We start from the raw sequence: 18,417 nt of genomic DNA on the forward strand, positions 1-18,417 counted from the left end.
TATGTAACGTTCATATATGAAGTAATTCTTTAAAAAAGGACGTGATTTATCATACAAATTCAAGCTGTGAAAATACCAAAGAATATTGAAAGTCATTTGTTTAAGCAACTTAGTAACTTAGTTTCAAATGAGAAGAAAGAACGAATGAAGCGTTTATTAAATTCATGCGACATTAATAGGACCCTGATAGGAGATTTACTAATCCGATCTCTAATCTGCCAAAAGTATAAAATTAATAATGAAGAAATTAGATTTATATATAATGAGTATGGAAAACCTTTTGTTGAAAACTTTTCTGACTTTCATTTTAATCTGTCACATTCAGGAGAATGGGTGGTTTGTACTACTGCTAATTTTAATGTGGGTATTGATATAGAAAAGATTTCAGAGATAGAGGCTCTTAAATTAGCAAATGAATTTTTTTCAGAGGAAGAATTTTATGATATATCTAATATAAATTCTGATGAACAAATTAATTATTTTTATGATTTATGGACATTAAAAGAAAGTTATATAAAAACGATTGGAAAAGGGCTTTATATCCCGTTAAATTCATTCTCTATAAAAAAAGAGTCACCAACTTTAATTTCATATAAGTATATACCTCAAAACTTTTACTTTAGACAATATAACATTGAGCCAAATTATAAGGTATCTGCTTGTGCAACAAGGGATGAATTTCCGCAAGAGATAATAATTAAAGACATTTATGCAATTTTCCAAACTATATACAAATTTGAAAGTAAGGAGAAAATCAATGCAGAAGACTAAACTTTTTTGCTTTCCACATGCTGGGGGATCCGCGTTTAGTTACGCAAAATGGAAAAATTACTTTAATCCATATATTGAGGTAGTCCCGATAGAGTTAGCTGGTAGAGGATATAGAATTGAAGAAAGTTTGTACGGAAGTATGGAAGAAGCGGTAAATGATGTCTATAATAATATCGTTATGCAGATAGATGATTCGCCATATATTTTATTTGGGCATAGTATGGGAAGTTTGATTGCCTATGAAGTAGCTAGAAAAATACAAGATTCTAAAAGCGTATTGCCTAAATTTCTTGTCTTATCCGGTAGAAATCATCCAAATAGTAAAATAAAAAACATCCGACATAATCTTTCTAACGAACAATTTAAAAGAGAAGTTATTGCAATGGGAGGTACACCATCTGGGGTACTGCAATCAGAAGAATTAATGGAGATTTTTCTCCCTATTCTAAGAGCAGATTTTAAAATCGTTGAGACGTATATTCATGACAAAAATACACAACCATGTGATATTGATTTTCTTATATTTAATGGGGAAAATGATGAATTTACTACATATGATCAAGTAATAAAATGGGAACGATACACAAGTAAAACGTGTACTTTTCATTCTTTTGAAGGTAATCATTTCTTTCTAAATGAAAATATTGAAGAAATAGCAAATAGTATTATAGGAAAGTTTAATTCTAAAAGATTATCAACTAGTTTTTAGAGATTTTCTTTGATCATCAGACAGTCGTTGGATAACTGGTGAGTTAATTGATGCAATTTGTGGATCTTGCTTATAATGCTAATTGTAAGTATTATGTACTTTAAAACCAAAACTTTCCCAATTTAATGTTGAGAAAGTTTTGGTTTTTATTATTCTAGTAGTAATCACTTTTTAAAGTTATAGAAATTTAAAAATAAAGTATTGTATACATGTAAGTATGATTAAAAATAAAAAGTTGTAAATGCTAAATTTAATTAAATACGCCTTACTCTCTTTAACATTGGCCTGAATGAATAGTTTATAGGAGATTACACTGGCTAAAGATGCGATAATTGTTCCAAGCCCTCCAATATTTACTCCTAGTAATAAAGCTTTCCAATCAGAAGTAAAGTTTGATAGAAGAATTGAAGTAGGAAAATTGCTAATCAATTGACTCAAAAATATGGAACTAAAGAAGACTGAAGTATCTCCTCTTAAATTAGCGCGAGCAAATGTCCCCAGTGCATCGGAATGGGAAATGTTTCCGATAAAAATAAAAAAACAGACAAAGGTTATTAGAAGAAAGTAATCGATCTTAAATAGTAAGTTTCTATCTAACGTAAATGCTGCTATCAGTGTGACTATTAGCGCAATGTAATAATTAATAACACTAAAAATAGATGCAATGATAGTAATAAGTATCAAAATCCAGACGGTAGCTTTTTTTTGATTTTTCACGGTAATAACAGGTAGTTCTATTTTCAAATCTGTTTTTTGAAGTTTTTGAGTAAATATAAATAACAAACTAATTCCAAGTACAGCTAAAAGTAGGATTGAACCTAAAAATGGGATGAGCTTAATTCCATAGTAAGAATATAGGTATAAATTTTGTGGGTTTCCCATAGGCATCAAGCTACTACCGATGTTTGCCGCAATTGTCTGCAGGATGATTGTATCCATCATGTTCATTTGTGTTTTTTTACTAATGACAAGTGTTATTGGTACAAAAGTGAGGAGAGCGACATCATTTGTTACAAACATGGAGCAAATAAAGCATAACAAAATTAGAATAATAGATATTGACCTGCTGTTATTGCATTTATTTAAAATCGCAACGGCAAGTTTGTCTAATATCTTTAGCTGTTCCAAGGCCTTAATGGCTACCATCAGATTAAATAAGCTAATTAACACTTCAAAGTTAATATATTCGATCTTTGGCGAATGTATTAAGCAGCTGACAATTGCTAGTATCAGTGAAATGGTAAGTACTAAATCCTTTTTTAAAAATTCGAATTTCATAAGGAGTCTTTTTTTATTTTGAACAAATACTATTTCTTTCACAATACACCACCTGTAAGTTATGTTAGTAAATATACGTTTTTTGGGATAACTCGATATTGCTAGAAAAGAGGATGACATAAGGTCCTAAATAAGAGTTTTGTAATGTTTCATCCCTTCAACAAAATCCTTTTTTTCTTAGTGTCTTTCATGTTGTAAATATGTGCAATATAGACGAATCCAGCTAGGGGGATTAATTGAGAAAACAAATGTTTTTTGTATGATACCATAAATAAATTAAATGTTTTATTTTTTTAATATTCCTATAATATTCCGTCGATTCTTGATTTCAAATAATTTATATGAACTTCTAAAAGAGAAAAAGTATGCATGTTTATATGAAGAAAATAGAGACTTGTCAAAGGATAGATAGAACAAAATCTGCGACGTTTGGATACTGTATAAAATTCACAAAATCTCACTGTTTTTTTAGATGAAAAATCTTAAAAAATTTTTTGTTTTTATAAAAATCTGTACTTTTTCGTAACATTCTGTACTTTTAATTATAAATTAAAGACAAACTTCTCTTAGTTAAAGATTGAAAGCGCTTTATAGATTTTTCGTGAAATTTTTACCTAGCCTATTTTTGAGATTAGTAGTAAGAAAGGAGATATTTCCATGTTCTTAAGAAAATTAACAAAAAACCAGTTAATCACTATTGATTATTATGATTAAAATGTAAATCACCGGTAAACGAAACAAACATAATAGTACAACAACATTAGTGGATAAGAATATTAGTTTTGCAGAAGGGGATAGAGCATCGTGTGTATAAATGGTAAGTTTTTAGAAAATTTAGTTTCGCAGTTGCGTGTTGCGATGTTTGTTTAAACAGGCCAATTCTATTAATATAGAAAATTTTTATCCTTGTTGTATTTGAATATGAATGAGGTATTTATGCCAAGGAATATAGGTGATTTTATATAGATTATGATAGATAAATTTTTGGTATGGAGTGATAATATGGAAAGATTTTTTGTAGAGTTAGTCGGATCAACAAATGATTTTTTATGGTCTAAATTGTTAATTATTATGCTTGTTATTTGCGGAATTTATTTTACATTTAAATTGAATTTTGTACAGTTTCGAATGTTAAAAGAGATGGTCCGTGTATTAATGGAGGGGAAAAGTGGTTCTAAAGATCAAATCTCTCCTTTTCAAGCGTTTTGTATTGGTATGGCAGCCCGCGTTGGAACAGGGAATATCACAGGAATTGCGATTGCAATTGCATTAGGTGGTCCTGGAGCTGTATTTTGGATGTGGATTATTTCTATTATTAGCTCGGCCTCCAGTTTTGTCGAAAGCACATTAGCACAGATATATAAAGTAAAAGATAAAACTGGTTTCCGCGGTGGTCCATCCTATTATATGGAAAAAGGGTTGAATAAACGTTGGATGGGAGTATTATTCTCTATTTTAATCACAATTACTTTTGGTCTTGTATTCAATTCAGTACAATCAAATACAGTTACAATTGCTTTTCAAAACTCATTTGGTACAGATCGTCTAACAGTTGGGATAATCATGGCCATTGCTTTCGCTGCGATTATTTTTGGTGGTGTACAACGTATTGCAAAAATGGCTGAATACAAGGTGGTATTTTTAGCAGTATTATACATTGGAGTTGCCTTATTTGTTGTAGTTACCAACATATCAAAAATGCCGGAAGTTCTTTCTCTTATTGTTCAAAACGCATTTGGTTTTAAACAAATAGCAGGTGGTTCAATTGGTGCAGCACTTATGAATGGAGTTAAACGCGGTTTATTCTCAAATGAAGCTGGTATGGGAAGTGCACCAAACGTTGCCGCAACAGCAACAACAAGTCATCCGGTGAAACAAGGACTGATTCAAGCATTTGGTGTATTAACGGATACACTGATCATTTGTACTAGCACTGCCTTTATTATTTTGCTGTCTGATGCATATAAACAACCGGGGTTAAATGGTATTGCACTTACACAAGCAGCATTAAGTGAACACATAGGTCCTTGGGCATCGGGTTGTCTTGCTATCTTTGTTTTTTTATTTGGATTTGGTGCGTTAATTGGCAACTATTATTATGGTGAAACAAATATTCGCTTCTTACATACAAGTAAAGTGTGGTTAATGATATACAGAATAAGTGTGTTGGCTATGATTGTATTTGGTTCTGTTGCAAAGATTCAAATTGTATGGGATTTAGCGGACTTATTTATGGGCTTTATGGTTATTATTAATTTAATTGCTATTACCTTACTTTCAAAAGTAGCATTTGCGGCGTTACAAGATTATATAAACCAGAAAAAAGCTGGTAAAGATCCTGTTTTTTATAAAGAAAACATTAAAGGGCTTGAAAATATTGAATGTTGGGATAGTTATGAGAAAACTTCAAAAAAGAAAAGTGTGTAATAAGAAGGATATTCAGACTGCAATATGTCTGAATATTTTTCTTGGTTCTAGTGCAAATATTATTGATTATAGTAAAGAAAAAATCATTCTATATAAAGTTAATAGTACGGGGGAATATGATTAAATGATAAAGGATTCTAGCGTTCAAGTTGAGGGGCAAGAAAAAGTTTGCTTAGATCAATGGGTAGCTCATTATCGAGCGTATGCAGCTAAGGGACGAAGCGCCAGTTATATTCCCGCTCTGGGGGAAATAAATGTATCGCAGTTAGGTATTTGTATAGTAAAGCCAGATGGAACAATGATAAAATCAGGAGATTGGGAGATACCTTTCACATTACAAAGTATATCAAAAGTAATCGGTTTTATAGCCGCTTGTTTAAGTCGCGGTATTTCTTATGTATTAGAACGAGTTGACGTAGAGCCAACTGGAGATGCCTTTAATTCAATTATTCGTTTAGAGATACATAAACCAGGAAAACCTTTTAATCCTATGATCAATGCTGGAGCGATTACGATAGCTTCACTTTTGCCAGGGACATCGGTGCAAGAAAAATTAGAATCTCTATACGTATTAATTGAAAAAATGATAGAGAAGCGTCCCGCTATTAATGAAATAGTATTTCAATCAGAATGGGAAACGGCTCATCGTAATAGAGCATTAGCATACTATTTAAAGGAGAATGGTTTTCTAGAATCAGATGTGGAGGAGACACTAGAGGTTTACTTAAAACAATGTTCGATTGAAATAAATACAGAAGATATTGCCTTAATAGGGCTTATACTAGCACATGATGGATATCATCCTATTCGCAAAGAACAAGTGCTTCCTAAAGAAGTAGCTAGGTTAACAAAAGCTTTAATGCTAACTTGTGGAATGTACAATGCTTCTGGAAAATTTGCTGCTTTCATTGGATTACCAGCTAAGAGTGGGGTATCCGGCGGAATTATGACACTTGTTCCCTCAAAATCTAGGAAGGATTTATCGTTCCAAGATGGATGTGGTATTGGTATTTACGGACCAGCCATTGATGAATATGGGAATAGTTTACCAGGAATTATGTTGTTAGAACATATTGCAAAAGAATGGGATTTAAGTATATTTTAAAAAGGAGCACAGATATTTTGGTGTTAGAGCGAGTCCAAAAGTGTTCAGACCTTATATTGTGTCTGAACATTTTTGAGTTATAAAGTATCTTTCTAAAGTAGAAGGGTGTAATGAATACTCACAATCTATAATGCTTTCGTTTATATCTTATTTATCAGTTTTTGAAAAAAATAGAGTAAGTATTGTATTAATGCAAATAGGTTTGTATACTGACTGTTAGGCGAAAGTGAGAAGTGATTATTTTGAATCTTAGTAATTTAGTAAAAAAAGACATCTATATTCTCGTTTTAATGATACTTACAGTACCCTTAGTAGGTGAAATAAAGTCATTTCCTTTAAATGAAACATTTAGAATGAGCTTTGGCGCACCAACATTTTTCTTTTTTTTGTTATTGTTTCGACGAATTCCAGCATTTTTACCGGGTTTTTTAACAGCGATAGTCGTTGTAGTATTTCGTATCTCAATGGATGTCATTATAAAGGGAAATATGGATTGGCTAGCCGCTTTTCATACTCACTATCCTAGTTTTTTCTTTTATTTTACTTATTCGTATCTCTTTCATTTAGCAAAAATCAAACGTTTTTATCATCAACCACTCATGATTGGTTTTATTGGTTGCATGATTGAAATACTGTCAGACTGTGTGGAATTAATGATTCAATATTTCGTATTAAAAACATCGATCACATCCGAGGCAATAAATGAGATTATTGTTATCGCATGTTCCCATAGTTTTATAGTTCTAAGCTTTTTCAATATGATGAAATTGTATGAAGCGCAATCAAGGGAGAGACATATAAAGAAGCAAAATGAACACATGCTCATGCTTATCTCTAATTTATATGAAGATGCTGTTCATTTAAAGAAAACATTACAAGATGCTGAGAATATAACAAAAAAATCCTATGATTTATATAAAACCTTAGACTCTTTTGAGCACAAACAGATGGATTTTCAGTTTGGGGATTTAAGGCAACAGGCATTACAAATTGCTGGTGAGGTCCATGACGTTAAAAAGGATAACCAACGTATTTTTGCGGGACTTTCAAAACTAATTTCTGATGAAAGTTTTACAGATTATATGTCTGTACATGAACTAGTAAATATCATTATACGGGCAAATACGAAATATGCACGGTTGCTAGAGAAAGACATCCAATTTGTGTATAAAATTGATGGTGTGCATTCTCATTATCATATTTACACAATCTTATCTATTATAAATAATATCGTTACAAACGCTGTAGAAGCTATCCAAGGTATGGGAACCATCACAATTGACATTAATAAAGACCACCATTTTGTTGAATTTCAAATAGGCGATAATGGTCCTGGTATTTCTTCAAAATATAAAGATTCAATTTTTGAGCCTGGGTTTACTTCTAAATATGATGATTTAGGCAACCCATCGACAGGTATCGGATTATCGTATGTTAAAGAAATGGTCGAACAACTTGAAGGTGATGTTACGCTTGAGGACAGAACCGAAGGAAAAGGATCAATTTTTATAATTAGATTAGGGATTGATCATATAATTTCGAAAGGGTGATTCTATGTATTTTTATATAGTAGATGATGAAAAAGCGGTTCGCTCAATGTTGGCTCAAATTATCGAGGATGAAGATCTTGGGGAGGTTATAGGAGAAGCTGAGGATGGTTTATCTTTAGAGCAACAAATGCTAATCCTTAAAAATATAGACATTTTATTTATCGATTTGTTAATGCCGATTCAAGATGGAATAAAAACAATCCGTCAAATAAAACCTTCGTTTAAAGGGAAAATCATCATGGTCTCTCAAGTAGAATCAAAAGAATTAATTGCTGAAGCTTATTCGCTTGGTGTTGAATACTATATTATTAAGCCAATTAACCGGATTGAAGTATTAACAGTTGTTCGGAAAGTCATTGAACGAATTCGTTTGGAAAAATCGATAAAAAACATTCAAGAATCGCTTAATATGGTACTAAAATTAGATAGTAATTCAAGTGCGCAAGAAAAATACCGTAATGAAAAACATTTAAATACTTTTAATCATTTTCAAAATTCCATTCATTTTCTTTTGTCTGAATTAGGAATAGCCAGTGAAAGTGGAAGTAAAGATTTAATGGATATGCTAGATTATTTATATAAATATGAACAAGATAACACGTTGGAACAAGGCTTTCCCTCACTAAAAGAGATTTTTATGAATTTGGCTCAAAAAAAACTTGGGGATTCAGCTGAAGATGTCGAATTAAAAAGGTTCATAGAAGCTTCCAAACAACGGATTCGGAGAGCAATTTATCAATCATTAAACCATTTAGCATCCCTTGGACTTACTGATTTTTTAAACCCGAAGTTCGAAAATTATGCTTCTAGATTTTTTGATTTTACTACCGTAAGGAGAAAGATGACAGAATTGAATAATGAACCAACATTACCTGCTCGTATTGATACGAAAAAATTTATTCAAGTTCTTTATTTTGAAGCAAAACGAATACACTTGGAGTTAAGATGATAAACTCTTGCTAAGTATTATTTTCAATTGATAGATTGATAATAGTTTTTCTTTTTATTCTCCTTTATTTCATATTAGTTTTAAAATCAGAAAATTCCGTATCGATTTGCTAGAAGTGTATGAACTTAGAACAAAAGAATATGTATTTTTTACACATTAATATTCATTTAAAAACGATTATTTCCAAAATAAAATATAACTACATAGTAAGTTGAATTTAAAAAAAGATGCTATCTTCTAGCATCTTTTTTTCTTTAAGAGGAAATATCATTGATCCTTATATTATTTGAAATTCAAATGCGGGCATATAAATAACGGAAAAGGAGATAATATTTAACAAATTATAATTGGAAATGGTATTTTAGGTCAGAAATGTTTTTATACTAATTAGGTTATTTGTACTAAATAAGCATAATGTCTCGCTTTTCTGCTCTTTAATCTTATAGTTATTTTTTATTAAGTACATATCGTTTTTTAGAAATCTCAATCCTAGCAGAGTATATAAATTGGGTGATAAAAATGTGGAACATAATTACTTCTTATCTTCCAGATTGGAAAGTCTTTGTACAAGCTTTTATCTTGTTTTTAATTCCGTATACTATCTCAAGAGTTTTTCATTGGGTTCGTATGTCAGAGAAAGAGTGGGAAGAATGAGTTGGTGGAAGTCAAGAGACAAACAAGTGAAAAAAAATAATATTCAAAGTAAAACGAAACAAGAGCATAAACCATCTCAAAATGCAATCGTTCATTTCACAAATGATTTTGCCTCTAACTTAGAACTTATAAAGCAACAAATCGGACATAATTCTGATGTTCGCTTTCGGAAGTTTAATATTGGACGCACAGATATTCAGGCTGGGATCGTTTTTGTTGATGGCCTATCAGATAAAGAGATAATTGACAAACATATTATGAAATTACTAATGGATGATTTTTCTGATGAATATAAAAATGAATCTTCTTATGTGGAGGGGACTGTTTCAAAAGAATATATTAAAAATAAAGTTCTTACAATTAGTGAAGTAGCAGAAGTCCATTACATAAAAGATTTAATACCCAAAGTATTGATAGGTTCAACAGCTCTTTTAATTGATGGTTTAGCAGATGTGTTTATTCTTGGTACAACAAAAGCAAATAAACGAAATATTGAAGAACCAGTATCGGAGGCATTAGTCAGAGGGCCACGGGTCGGTTTTACTGAAGTATTGAGTGATAATACCTCACTTTTGCGACGACACTGTGCGGATGAGAACTTATCATTAGTAAAGCTACCAGTAGGAGAACGTGCAAAGAAAGAGTTAGTTGTCGCATTTATTAAAGATCTTGCTAGTACAGAATTGGTGGATGAAATAAAAAACAGAATTCAGAAAATTGACATAGACAGTGTACTCGAATCTGGTTATATAGAGCAACTTATTGAAGATAATTATCTCAGTCCTTTTCCGCAGATTCAAAATACAGAACGACCTGATCGTGTTATTAGTGCTTTAATGGAAGGTCGAGTAGCTATTTTGTTAGATGGAACACCATTTGTTTTAATTGCTCCAGTTACATTTAGTATGCTGCTGCAATCACCAGAAGATTATTATGAAAGGTGGCTTCCTGGTACGCTTCTCCGCTTATTACGCTTCATGACAGCTTTTGTTTCATTATTTGCCCCAGCACTATATATTTCTTTTATTTCATTTCATCCAGGATTAATTCCCACTAAGCTCGCTATTTCTATTATCGGATCGCGAGAAGGAGTTCCTTTTCCCGCTTTAATAGAAGCGTTAATTATGGAAGTAGCTATCGAAGTTTTGCGAGAAGCAGGTTTACGTCTGCCTAAACCGATTGGGCCTGCAATGGGAATTGTGGGTGGTTTAATAATTGGTCAGGCTGCCGTAGAAGCAGGAATTGTTAGTCCAATAATGGTTATCGTTGTTGCGGTAACAGCTATTTCTTCTTTTACTATTCCGCAATATAGTGTGGGAATTACGTTACGCATTCTTCGTTTTATAGCTATGTTTTGTGCTGCGATATTTGGCTTGTATGGAGTTATTCTCTTCTTTCTTTTACTTTGCAGTCATTTAGTGAAACTGAAAAGTTTTGGCGTTCCTTATACCAGTCCTGCTGTTCCATATCGATTTAGTGACTGGAAAGATTTTATGGTTCGCATGCCATTAAAAATAATGAGACGTCGACCAAAAATAATGCATACTAAAAAAAATATCCGCAAAAGGTAGCTGATGACGAAAGGAAGTGGCCTTCAGTGATTACTAAACTTAAAGACCGAATAACAACTTCGCAAGCAGTTGTTATTATTGTAAATTACATACTTGGGACAGGAATCCTCACTTTGCCCAGAGCATCTGTGGAAAAAGTGAAAACACCAGATGTATGGCTAAGTGTGATATTAGGTGGAATACTGGCAATGGTTTCAGGAGTAATTATGGTCAAATTAAGTCAGCAGTTTCCAGAAAAAACATTTTACCAATACAGTCAAGATATTGTAGGGAAATGGATAGGCAGGTTGCTTAGTTTTCTTATTATAGGGTATTTTCTTACAACTTCAGCATTTCAAATTCGTTCAATGGCAGAAGTAATAAGCTTTTTTTTGCTCGAAGGAACCCCCACATGGGCTATTGTTATGCCTTTTATGTGGATAGGTCTCTATTTGATTATGAGTGGTATTAATTCAATTGCACGGATGTTTGAAATAATATTTCCTATTACTGTTTTTATTTTTTTAATCATTTCCTTTATGAGCATCGGAATATTCGAGATAGATAATCTCCGTCCCGTATTGGGTTTGGGGATTAAACCAGTGTTAGATGGGATAAAAACAACGTCTCTCGCATATACAGGTCCTGAAATTATGTTAATTCTTTTGGTATTTATGGAACAACGAAATAAAGCAGTAAAAGCTATTTTAGTTGGAATTTCTATTCCGTTAATCTTTTATGTAATAACTGTTGTAATGGTCATTGGTGCATTATCAATTGATGGGGTTGTAACAAGAACATGGCCGACAATTGATCTTATGCGCAGTTTTGAAATTTCTGGATTGATATTTGAACGTTTTGAATCTTTATTGCTTGTAATATGGATTATGCAAATATTTGCTACCTATACGATTAGTTATTATGCAGCTGCATTAGGATTAGCACAACTCTTTAAAAAGGGAATTCATCCGTTTATTTTTGCTTTGATTCCAATCATTTACATCATTGCTATGACTTCGAAAAATATAAATGACTTGCTTAAATTGGGGGATATGCTCGGTAATGCTGCTTTATTTTTATTTGGTTTACTGCCACTGCTTCTTCTTATTATTACGCGATTAAAAGGAGGAGTAGTGTGAAAAATAAATTTAATTATATGCGGTTCTATTTGGCTTTGTTATGGACGCTTTTGCTTCTATTTTTAACAGGATGTTGGAGCAGTAAAGAAGTAGAAGAGTTGAGTTTAACTGCAGGTATAGCACTAGATAAAGGGAAGGATTCAACAATTGAGAAAGAGGATGAGGAAGGAGGTTATCCTAAAAGAAATCTTATAACAGCTACTTATCAAATTGTTAGTTCGCAAGCACAAAGTAAAGGAAATGGACAACAAAAACGTTATATAAATGTTTCTGAGACCGGTGATTCCATTCATCAAATTGTTCGTGAGTTTTCATTGAAAAGAGAGAGCACAATGTTCAGCCCACATTTAAAAAACATTGTTATTAGTGATAGTCTTGTACGTACATTCAGTTTAGAACAATTACTTGAACAGTATCTCCGTGACAATGAAGTTCGGCTTAGCTGTATGCTCTTAATTAGCAAGGGTCTAGCGAAGGAGGTACTGGAATCAAACAAAAAAGGAGAAATCCCAGCATTTCGTTTGTCTGGAATTGCAGATAATAGAAATAGAACAACAAGGATTTTACCTCCTGTATCGCTCGCTAAATTGGAAGGAAAGATGCGGTCAGGGTCCAGTTTTCTTTTGCAAAATGTAATCTCGATAAAAGGGGAAACAAAATTTGCAGGAGCTGCTGTAATTAAAGGGAAGACAAAAAAGTTGATGGGCTTTTTAAATGAACAGGAATTGGAAGGAGTAGTATGGATAAACGGAAAAAGGAATGGTGGTGTGGTAAAAACTTTTGATAAAGAATCAAAGAAACTCATTATATACGAAATAAAGTCAATAAAAAGCAAAATCATACCACATGTTAACGGAAATAATATTTCCTTTGATGTAAACATTGAATCAGAAGGGCGTTTGTCTGAAAATTGGATGCAATCAGGAAAAGATTTTGAAAATGAATTTTTAAAAAGGGAAGAAAAAGCTATTGAAAAAGAAGTAAAGCACTTAGTACATCATGTTACAAAAAAAATACAAAAAGAATACCAAGTCGATATTGCGGGTTTTGGCAACCAATTAAGAATTAAACACCCGAGAACATGGGAGAAAGTCAAAAAAGATTGGGATCAAACATTTAGTAAAGTACCGATTAAATATCATATAAATGTAACTATACAAGATTATGGAGCGTCAAGTTTAAAACGGTGAGATACATTAATTGAAATTATATTTACATCAAAACAAAAAGTTATAAAAGTTTTAATTTGAAAATTTTTGTAACTTTTTGTTTTTTTATGTCCTTCTTATTATAGATTAAAGAAATGATTTTATCCCGCTATTTGCCGGGCAGTAAGACCCACACCTCAAAATTCAGCGAAAGCAAAGAAGTTATTAGAGGTATATGTAAGCTCTATATAGGAAGGAGAATTTTGAAATTCTATTGATAAACCAAGTAATTGTAATAGCCCTTATTTAGAATAATAATTTCAAAATCAATAAAATTTAGAGTAGAAGGAGCAAGAGCAAATTATTATGAATAAACAAATAGGATTCATCGGATGTGGAAACATGGGTATTGCTATGATAGGTGGGATGATTAAAAAAAATATAGTTTCTCCAGATCAAATAATTTGTTCAGATTTAAATGTTATTAATTTAAAAAATGCTAGTAATGAATATGGCATAACTATAACTACTAACAACAATGAAGTCGCTAACAGCGCTGACATTTTAATTTTATCAATCAAACCAGATTTATACTCATCGGTAATTAACCAAATAAAAGATAAAATAAAAAATGATGTAATCGTTGTAACTATTGCTGCAGGAAAAAGTATTAAGAGCACTGAGAATGAATTTGGTAGAAAGTTAAAAGTTGTTAGAGTAATGCCTAATACACCGGCACTTGTTGGAGAAGGAATGTCTGCGTTATGTTTTAATGAAATGGTTACAGAAAAAGATATAAAAGAGGTACTGAACATATTTAATATTTTCGGCCAGACGGAGGTTATAAATGAAAAACTAATGGATGTTGTTACATCTATTAGTGGTTCTTCTCCAGCATATGTGTATATGTTTATAGAAGCCATGGCAGATGCTGCTGTACTTGGCGGTATGTCGAGAAAACAAGCTTATAAATTTGCTGCTCAGGCTGTATTAGGTTCTGCAAAAATGGTATTGGAAACAGGAATACATCCAGGTGAATTGAAGGATATGGTTTGTTCTCCAGGTGGAACGACGATAGAGGCTGTAGTAACGCTAGAAGAAAAAGGTTTAAGAACAGCTATCATTTCAGCTATGAAACGTTGTACGCAAAAATCTATGGAAATGTCTAGTTTAACTAGTAAGTGAGAAGCGAATTTATATAATATTTTAAATCTATTTAATGTAAAAGAAATATTATGAGGCTAGTTAATAACTAAGTAAATTTATATACAACACTAACGAGAAGAATAAACCTTATTTTAAAGGGGATACAGAAAATATGAGTAATTTACTAAAAAAGAAATCCGTTACACAATTGTTAGAGCATAATCAAAGCAAGACTTTAACGAAAACATTAGGAGCATTTGATTTAATTATGTTAGGGGTAGGCTCGATAGTTGGAACGGGCGTTCTTGTGTTAACTGGATTAGTAGCAGCAAGAAATGCTGGCCCAGCAGTTGTTTTTTCATTTATACTTGCAGCAATTATATGTGGATTTATAGCATTATGTTACGCGGAAATTGCTTCTACACTCCCGGCGTCTGGTAGTGTATATACATACTCATATGCAACAATTGGTGAGTTTGTTGCTCATCTAGTAGGTTGGTCATTGCTATTAATATATATCGTGGCAACAGCGGCTGTCGCTGCTGGATGGACAGGCTATTTCCACAATTTAATAAAGGGATTTGGATTAGAGATACCTAAAGCTCTAGTAACGATTCCTGCGCATGGTGGTATTGTGAATCTACCAGCAGTAATCATTACATTGATATTAGCATGGATGTTATCCCGTGGTACGAGGGAAAGTAAACGAATCAATAATACAATGGTATTGATTAAAATTGGAATGATTTTGTTGTTTATTACGGTTGGTATATTCTATGTAAAACCAATGAACTGGATACCAATTGCACCATACGGTTTAAGTGGAGTTTTTACGGGTGGAGCAGCTATTTTATTCGCTTTTACGGGTTTTGATATATTAGCAACTTCAGCAGAAGAAGTAAAAGATCCGAAACGTAATCTTCCGATCGGTATTATTGCATCATTAATCATATGTACAATTATTTATGTTATGGTATGCCTTGTTATGACAGGAATGGTTTCCTATAAAGAATTAAATGTTCCTGAGGCGATGGCTTATGTAATGGAAGTTGTAGGACAAGGAAAAGTCGCTGGTGCAATTGCTGCAGGTGCTGTAATTGGCCTTATGGCTGTTATTTTTTCCAATATGTATGCGGCAACACGAGTATTCTTTGCAATGAGTCGTGATGGATTATTACCGAAATCATTTGCGAAAGTTAATAAGAAAACTGGAGCACCCACTTTTATAACTGGATTGGCAGGAATAGGGAGCTCTATAATAGCTGGGTTTATTGATTTGAAAGAATTAGTTAATTTAGTTAATATCGGTAGTTTGGTGACGTTTGCGTTAGTTTGTCTATCAGTTATTATTCTACGTAAATCACACCCAAATTTAAAACGTGGATTTATGGTACCTTTTGTACCTGTATTACCATGCGTTGCAATTGTATGCTGTGTGTTTTTAATGCTAAATTTACCGTTAAGGACATGGGTGTACTTTAGTATTTGGATTACTATTGGGGTAGTAATATATTTCCTTTATTCGATAAAACACAGTAATTTAAATGAGGAAACGATCTCGAAATTACATGATAAAATTGCGAGATAATAACGATCGAAAATTTTATTAATAATCATATTGATAGTTGAGGAACATAGAAACAGTTTTTTGACATTTAGCAAGAGATAAAATAAGAGATGCTAGGGGAGCTAAGTACTTTTTTAGAAACCTTGCTTGTTTTTTACGATTTAAAACTGCTAAGGAGAGAGAAGTATGAGTGAATTGCATTTTATGAGTATAGAAGAATTAGATAATAAATTGAAAAAATCTGACAGTGGTATTTATTTCATTAAAGATTATAATGACAATATTATTTATGTAGGCAAGGCTTTTAGTATAAAAAGTAGAGTATTAGCTCATTTTAATAGTTATTCCAATATTGAGGAATATGTCCATTTATTTAATAAAGTAGCGTATCTCATTGAAGATAGTTTGTTAAAACGCTCATTGTTACAAGTTACTTATATGATTAAATATAAACCAGTATTAAACAAAGAAGTACAAAAAGAATTCCCAGAGTTGTATACTCAATACATTAAGCAGACAAATAAAAAATTTATGTTGTTAGAAATTGATGAAGCTAAAGAAAAAGGGGATGAGTTAAAGAATAAATTAGTAAAATTAGTGGGTGGAAAAACTATGTTTTATGACATAATTTCTCTGTTAAACAATGGATATAACTATCATGTCCTCGCAAAAGTATTGAACATAGAACTTCAAACTTTAATTATAATAAAAGAACAACGAAATAAATTCCCGATACCACATAATTATAAGAGGACAATAAAACATCAAGATATAATGTATGCTTTATCTGGAAAAAAGAATTTAAGTACTTCAAGGTTAAACACTTAACTTTAAAATAGTAAATTCGTTGCTTTTGTAGCTTTTATTGTTATATTGAAATGCAATGTACATTTGTGTTTCAAATTTAATTGGTGGAATAAGGGGAGGGAAAGGGTTCCTATAAAAATACTGGAATAAATTAGGTTGCTCATGCATAAATAGCATAATTAGGTACATGTTATTTATAAATATTCAAAGATGCGAAAGTAATACAAATGAAATTCTTATTTCTGCTACTACAAGTACTATTGAGCAAATGAAGTATGAAATTGCTTTTGAACTAGGAGTCACACTGGGACCTGATACATCACATCATCTGCAAATGGTTCGGATCGGTGGAGAGATTACAAAACGCTTAGTTCGAATGGCTGAAAAACAGTTAACAGGTCAATACAGAGTACACTAAGAAAATAATCCGTATATATGGATTATTTTTCCTTTAATTTACAAAAAAATAAATTTCGAAATTGAAAAAACCTCTCAGATTCCTTTGTAATAAACTTTTTTAGTTGTGTTAATGACATAGGTATCAAAAGATAATCAACCCGATACGAACGATTTACGAGCCCTTAAAAGAGTTTTGGTGTTATTTGTAATTTTAATTTCATAATACTTAAGCCGATATAATAAAATGTTTTATGTCTAAATTGATATAAAGTAATAATTATTAAGTGATATTTCTTTTTTATAGAATAAGTAAAAACTGATATTGTAGTAATTACTGTTTTGAGGTCAATTTACTGTGCACCTTAATTATTGAAGTTTTTTTGTTGATTAACAACTATTGTATTTGGAAATTAATAATAAGTTTATCCCGCTATTTGCCGGGCAGTAAGACCTCCACCTCAAAATTCAGCCGAAGCCAAAGAAGTTAGGTGGGGGGCGGGCTGCCCGTAAAAGCCCGATTGGTGAGAGCTAATAATCAGTGGGGGATGAACAAAACCCCCACTGATTAAAGTTTCACTTTATGTGATGCGGTAATAAAACTATCTAGTTTGCTATTCTTAGTATTTGTAAAGTCTATATATTTTTCCTCTTTTGTGGAAAGTAAAACTATTGTTACGACCAGTAATATAGTGTCATGTTTTTGAATATTCCATTCGTTTTTTATTTTTAGTTGATGAAAAGACCTTTCTCTCAATTAAATATTTAATTGAGTACTTGAATTTCCTCCACCTTGTACTTTTCAAAGCATAGTGCTTCAAAAATAGCCGTATCGCTTTCATCTGTTTCCAATTTCACAACTTCTTTATTATCTTTTTCTAAAATTTGGAGCAAAATAGTTTTTCAGTTTCACATTTAAATTAGCAGTATTTATTTTTTGAATTCAATTTGTATAAATGATTGAATTGGAACTTTGACTGTTGTTTCTTGCGGTGGTACAGTATCTCCTGTTACTTTCGCTTTATTTTAAATCTTTTTCCAGCTTGGTCCTCGCATTGACTACCACTGTATTTTGAAGTACTTCACTGTTTTCTCAAGTTCAATAATTATATTTTGTAGAATTAAGAAAAGAACTTAGTGTATTTCCTTTACTTATCTACTCTGATATTTAGATGCTAACTACAATTAAATAATATATGATTTTTATAAAAAAGATATAGT

15 protein-coding genes are annotated in these 18,417 nt (G+C 31.9%); 13 read left to right on the plus strand and 2 right to left on the minus strand.

The features are described from left to right. The first annotated feature begins 66 nt into the window (after positions 1 to 66). The gene (locus AC1Q8M_RS08225; protein WP_090976612.1) at positions 67 to 771 is read left to right on the plus strand and encodes a 4'-phosphopantetheinyl transferase family protein; all 705 of its coding nucleotides are present in this window, start codon (positions 67 to 69) and stop codon (positions 769 to 771) included. Next, positions 758 to 1,480: a thioesterase II family protein gene (locus tag AC1Q8M_RS08230; RefSeq protein ID WP_001172951.1), complete on the plus strand. Its 723-nt coding sequence runs from the start codon at positions 758 to 760 to the stop codon at positions 1,478 to 1,480. The genes AC1Q8M_RS08225 and AC1Q8M_RS08230 overlap by 14 nt, the downstream gene beginning before the upstream one ends. Positions 1,481 to 1,657: 177 nt before the next feature. Here AC1Q8M_RS08230 and AC1Q8M_RS08235 read toward each other — a convergent pair whose 3' ends face one another. Beyond that, positions 1,658 to 2,800: an anion transporter gene (locus AC1Q8M_RS08235; protein WP_097822553.1), complete on the minus strand. Its 1,143-nt coding sequence runs from the start codon at positions 2,798 to 2,800 to the stop codon at positions 1,658 to 1,660. A gap of 960 nt (positions 2,801 to 3,760) precedes the next feature. Here AC1Q8M_RS08235 and AC1Q8M_RS08240 point away from each other — a divergent pair. The 11 genes from AC1Q8M_RS08240 to AC1Q8M_RS08290 all read left to right on the plus strand — a co-directional run bounded on the left by AC1Q8M_RS08240 (position 3,761) and on the right by AC1Q8M_RS08290 (position 17,218). Then, the gene (locus AC1Q8M_RS08240) at positions 3,761 to 5,185 is read left to right on the plus strand and encodes an alanine/glycine:cation symporter family protein (RefSeq protein WP_000439285.1); all 1,425 of its coding nucleotides are present in this window, start codon (positions 3,761 to 3,763) and stop codon (positions 5,183 to 5,185) included. Positions 5,186 to 5,309: 124 nt separating this feature from the next. After that, the gene (gene glsA, locus AC1Q8M_RS08245) at positions 5,310 to 6,290 is read left to right on the plus strand and encodes a glutaminase GlsA (RefSeq protein WP_000588648.1); all 981 of its coding nucleotides are present in this window, start codon (positions 5,310 to 5,312) and stop codon (positions 6,288 to 6,290) included. Positions 6,291 to 6,523: 233 nt separating this feature from the next. Beyond that, complete coding sequence (locus AC1Q8M_RS08250; RefSeq protein ID WP_000584794.1) at positions 6,524 to 7,840, plus strand: sensor histidine kinase; 1,317 nt, start codon at positions 6,524 to 6,526, stop codon at positions 7,838 to 7,840. A 4-nt stretch (positions 7,841 to 7,844) separates the two neighbouring features. Then, the gene (locus AC1Q8M_RS08255; protein ID WP_098256448.1) at positions 7,845 to 8,789 is read left to right on the plus strand and encodes a response regulator; all 945 of its coding nucleotides are present in this window, start codon (positions 7,845 to 7,847) and stop codon (positions 8,787 to 8,789) included. 650 nt (positions 8,790 to 9,439) lie between these two features. Next, positions 9,440 to 11,014, plus strand: coding sequence for a spore germination protein (locus AC1Q8M_RS08260; RefSeq protein WP_141533085.1), 1,575 nt, complete (start codon positions 9,440 to 9,442; stop codon positions 11,012 to 11,014). Between the two features lie 26 nt (positions 11,015 to 11,040). After that, entirely contained in the window at positions 11,041 to 12,132 is a 1,092-nt protein-coding gene (locus AC1Q8M_RS08265; RefSeq protein ID WP_000628929.1) for a spore germination protein, read from the plus strand. Then, a complete protein-coding gene (locus AC1Q8M_RS08270; RefSeq protein ID WP_000790799.1) occupies positions 12,129 to 13,322 on the plus strand; it encodes a Ger(x)C family spore germination protein in 1,194 nt (397 codons plus the stop codon). Before AC1Q8M_RS08265 ends, AC1Q8M_RS08270 begins: the two co-directional genes overlap by 4 nt. A 324-nt stretch (positions 13,323 to 13,646) precedes the next feature. Then, positions 13,647 to 14,465 (plus strand): pyrroline-5-carboxylate reductase, encoded by an 819-nt coding sequence (proC, locus tag AC1Q8M_RS08275; RefSeq protein ID WP_097924972.1) that lies wholly within the window; start codon positions 13,647 to 13,649, stop codon positions 14,463 to 14,465. Between the two features lie 133 nt (positions 14,466 to 14,598). Next, positions 14,599 to 16,014 (plus strand): amino acid permease, encoded by a 1,416-nt coding sequence (locus AC1Q8M_RS08280; RefSeq protein WP_097924973.1) that lies wholly within the window; start codon positions 14,599 to 14,601, stop codon positions 16,012 to 16,014. Positions 16,015 to 16,179: 165 nt separating this feature from the next. Next, entirely contained in the window at positions 16,180 to 16,821 is a 642-nt protein-coding gene (locus AC1Q8M_RS08285; RefSeq protein ID WP_097813987.1) for a GIY-YIG nuclease family protein, read from the plus strand. A gap of 166 nt (positions 16,822 to 16,987) precedes the next feature. After that, positions 16,988 to 17,218: an alpha/beta-type small acid-soluble spore protein gene (locus AC1Q8M_RS08290; RefSeq protein ID WP_000897397.1), complete on the plus strand. Its 231-nt coding sequence runs from the start codon at positions 16,988 to 16,990 to the stop codon at positions 17,216 to 17,218. A gap of 743 nt (positions 17,219 to 17,961) precedes the next feature. Here the strand turns inward: AC1Q8M_RS08290 and AC1Q8M_RS08295 are convergent. Further along, positions 17,962 to 18,090, minus strand: coding sequence for a hypothetical protein (locus AC1Q8M_RS08295; protein WP_000939299.1), 129 nt, complete (start codon positions 18,088 to 18,090; stop codon positions 17,962 to 17,964). Positions 18,091 to 18,417 lie beyond the last annotated feature (327 nt).

The sequence above is a fragment of the Bacillus sp. GW823-FHT06A10 genome (assembly GCF_058795375.1).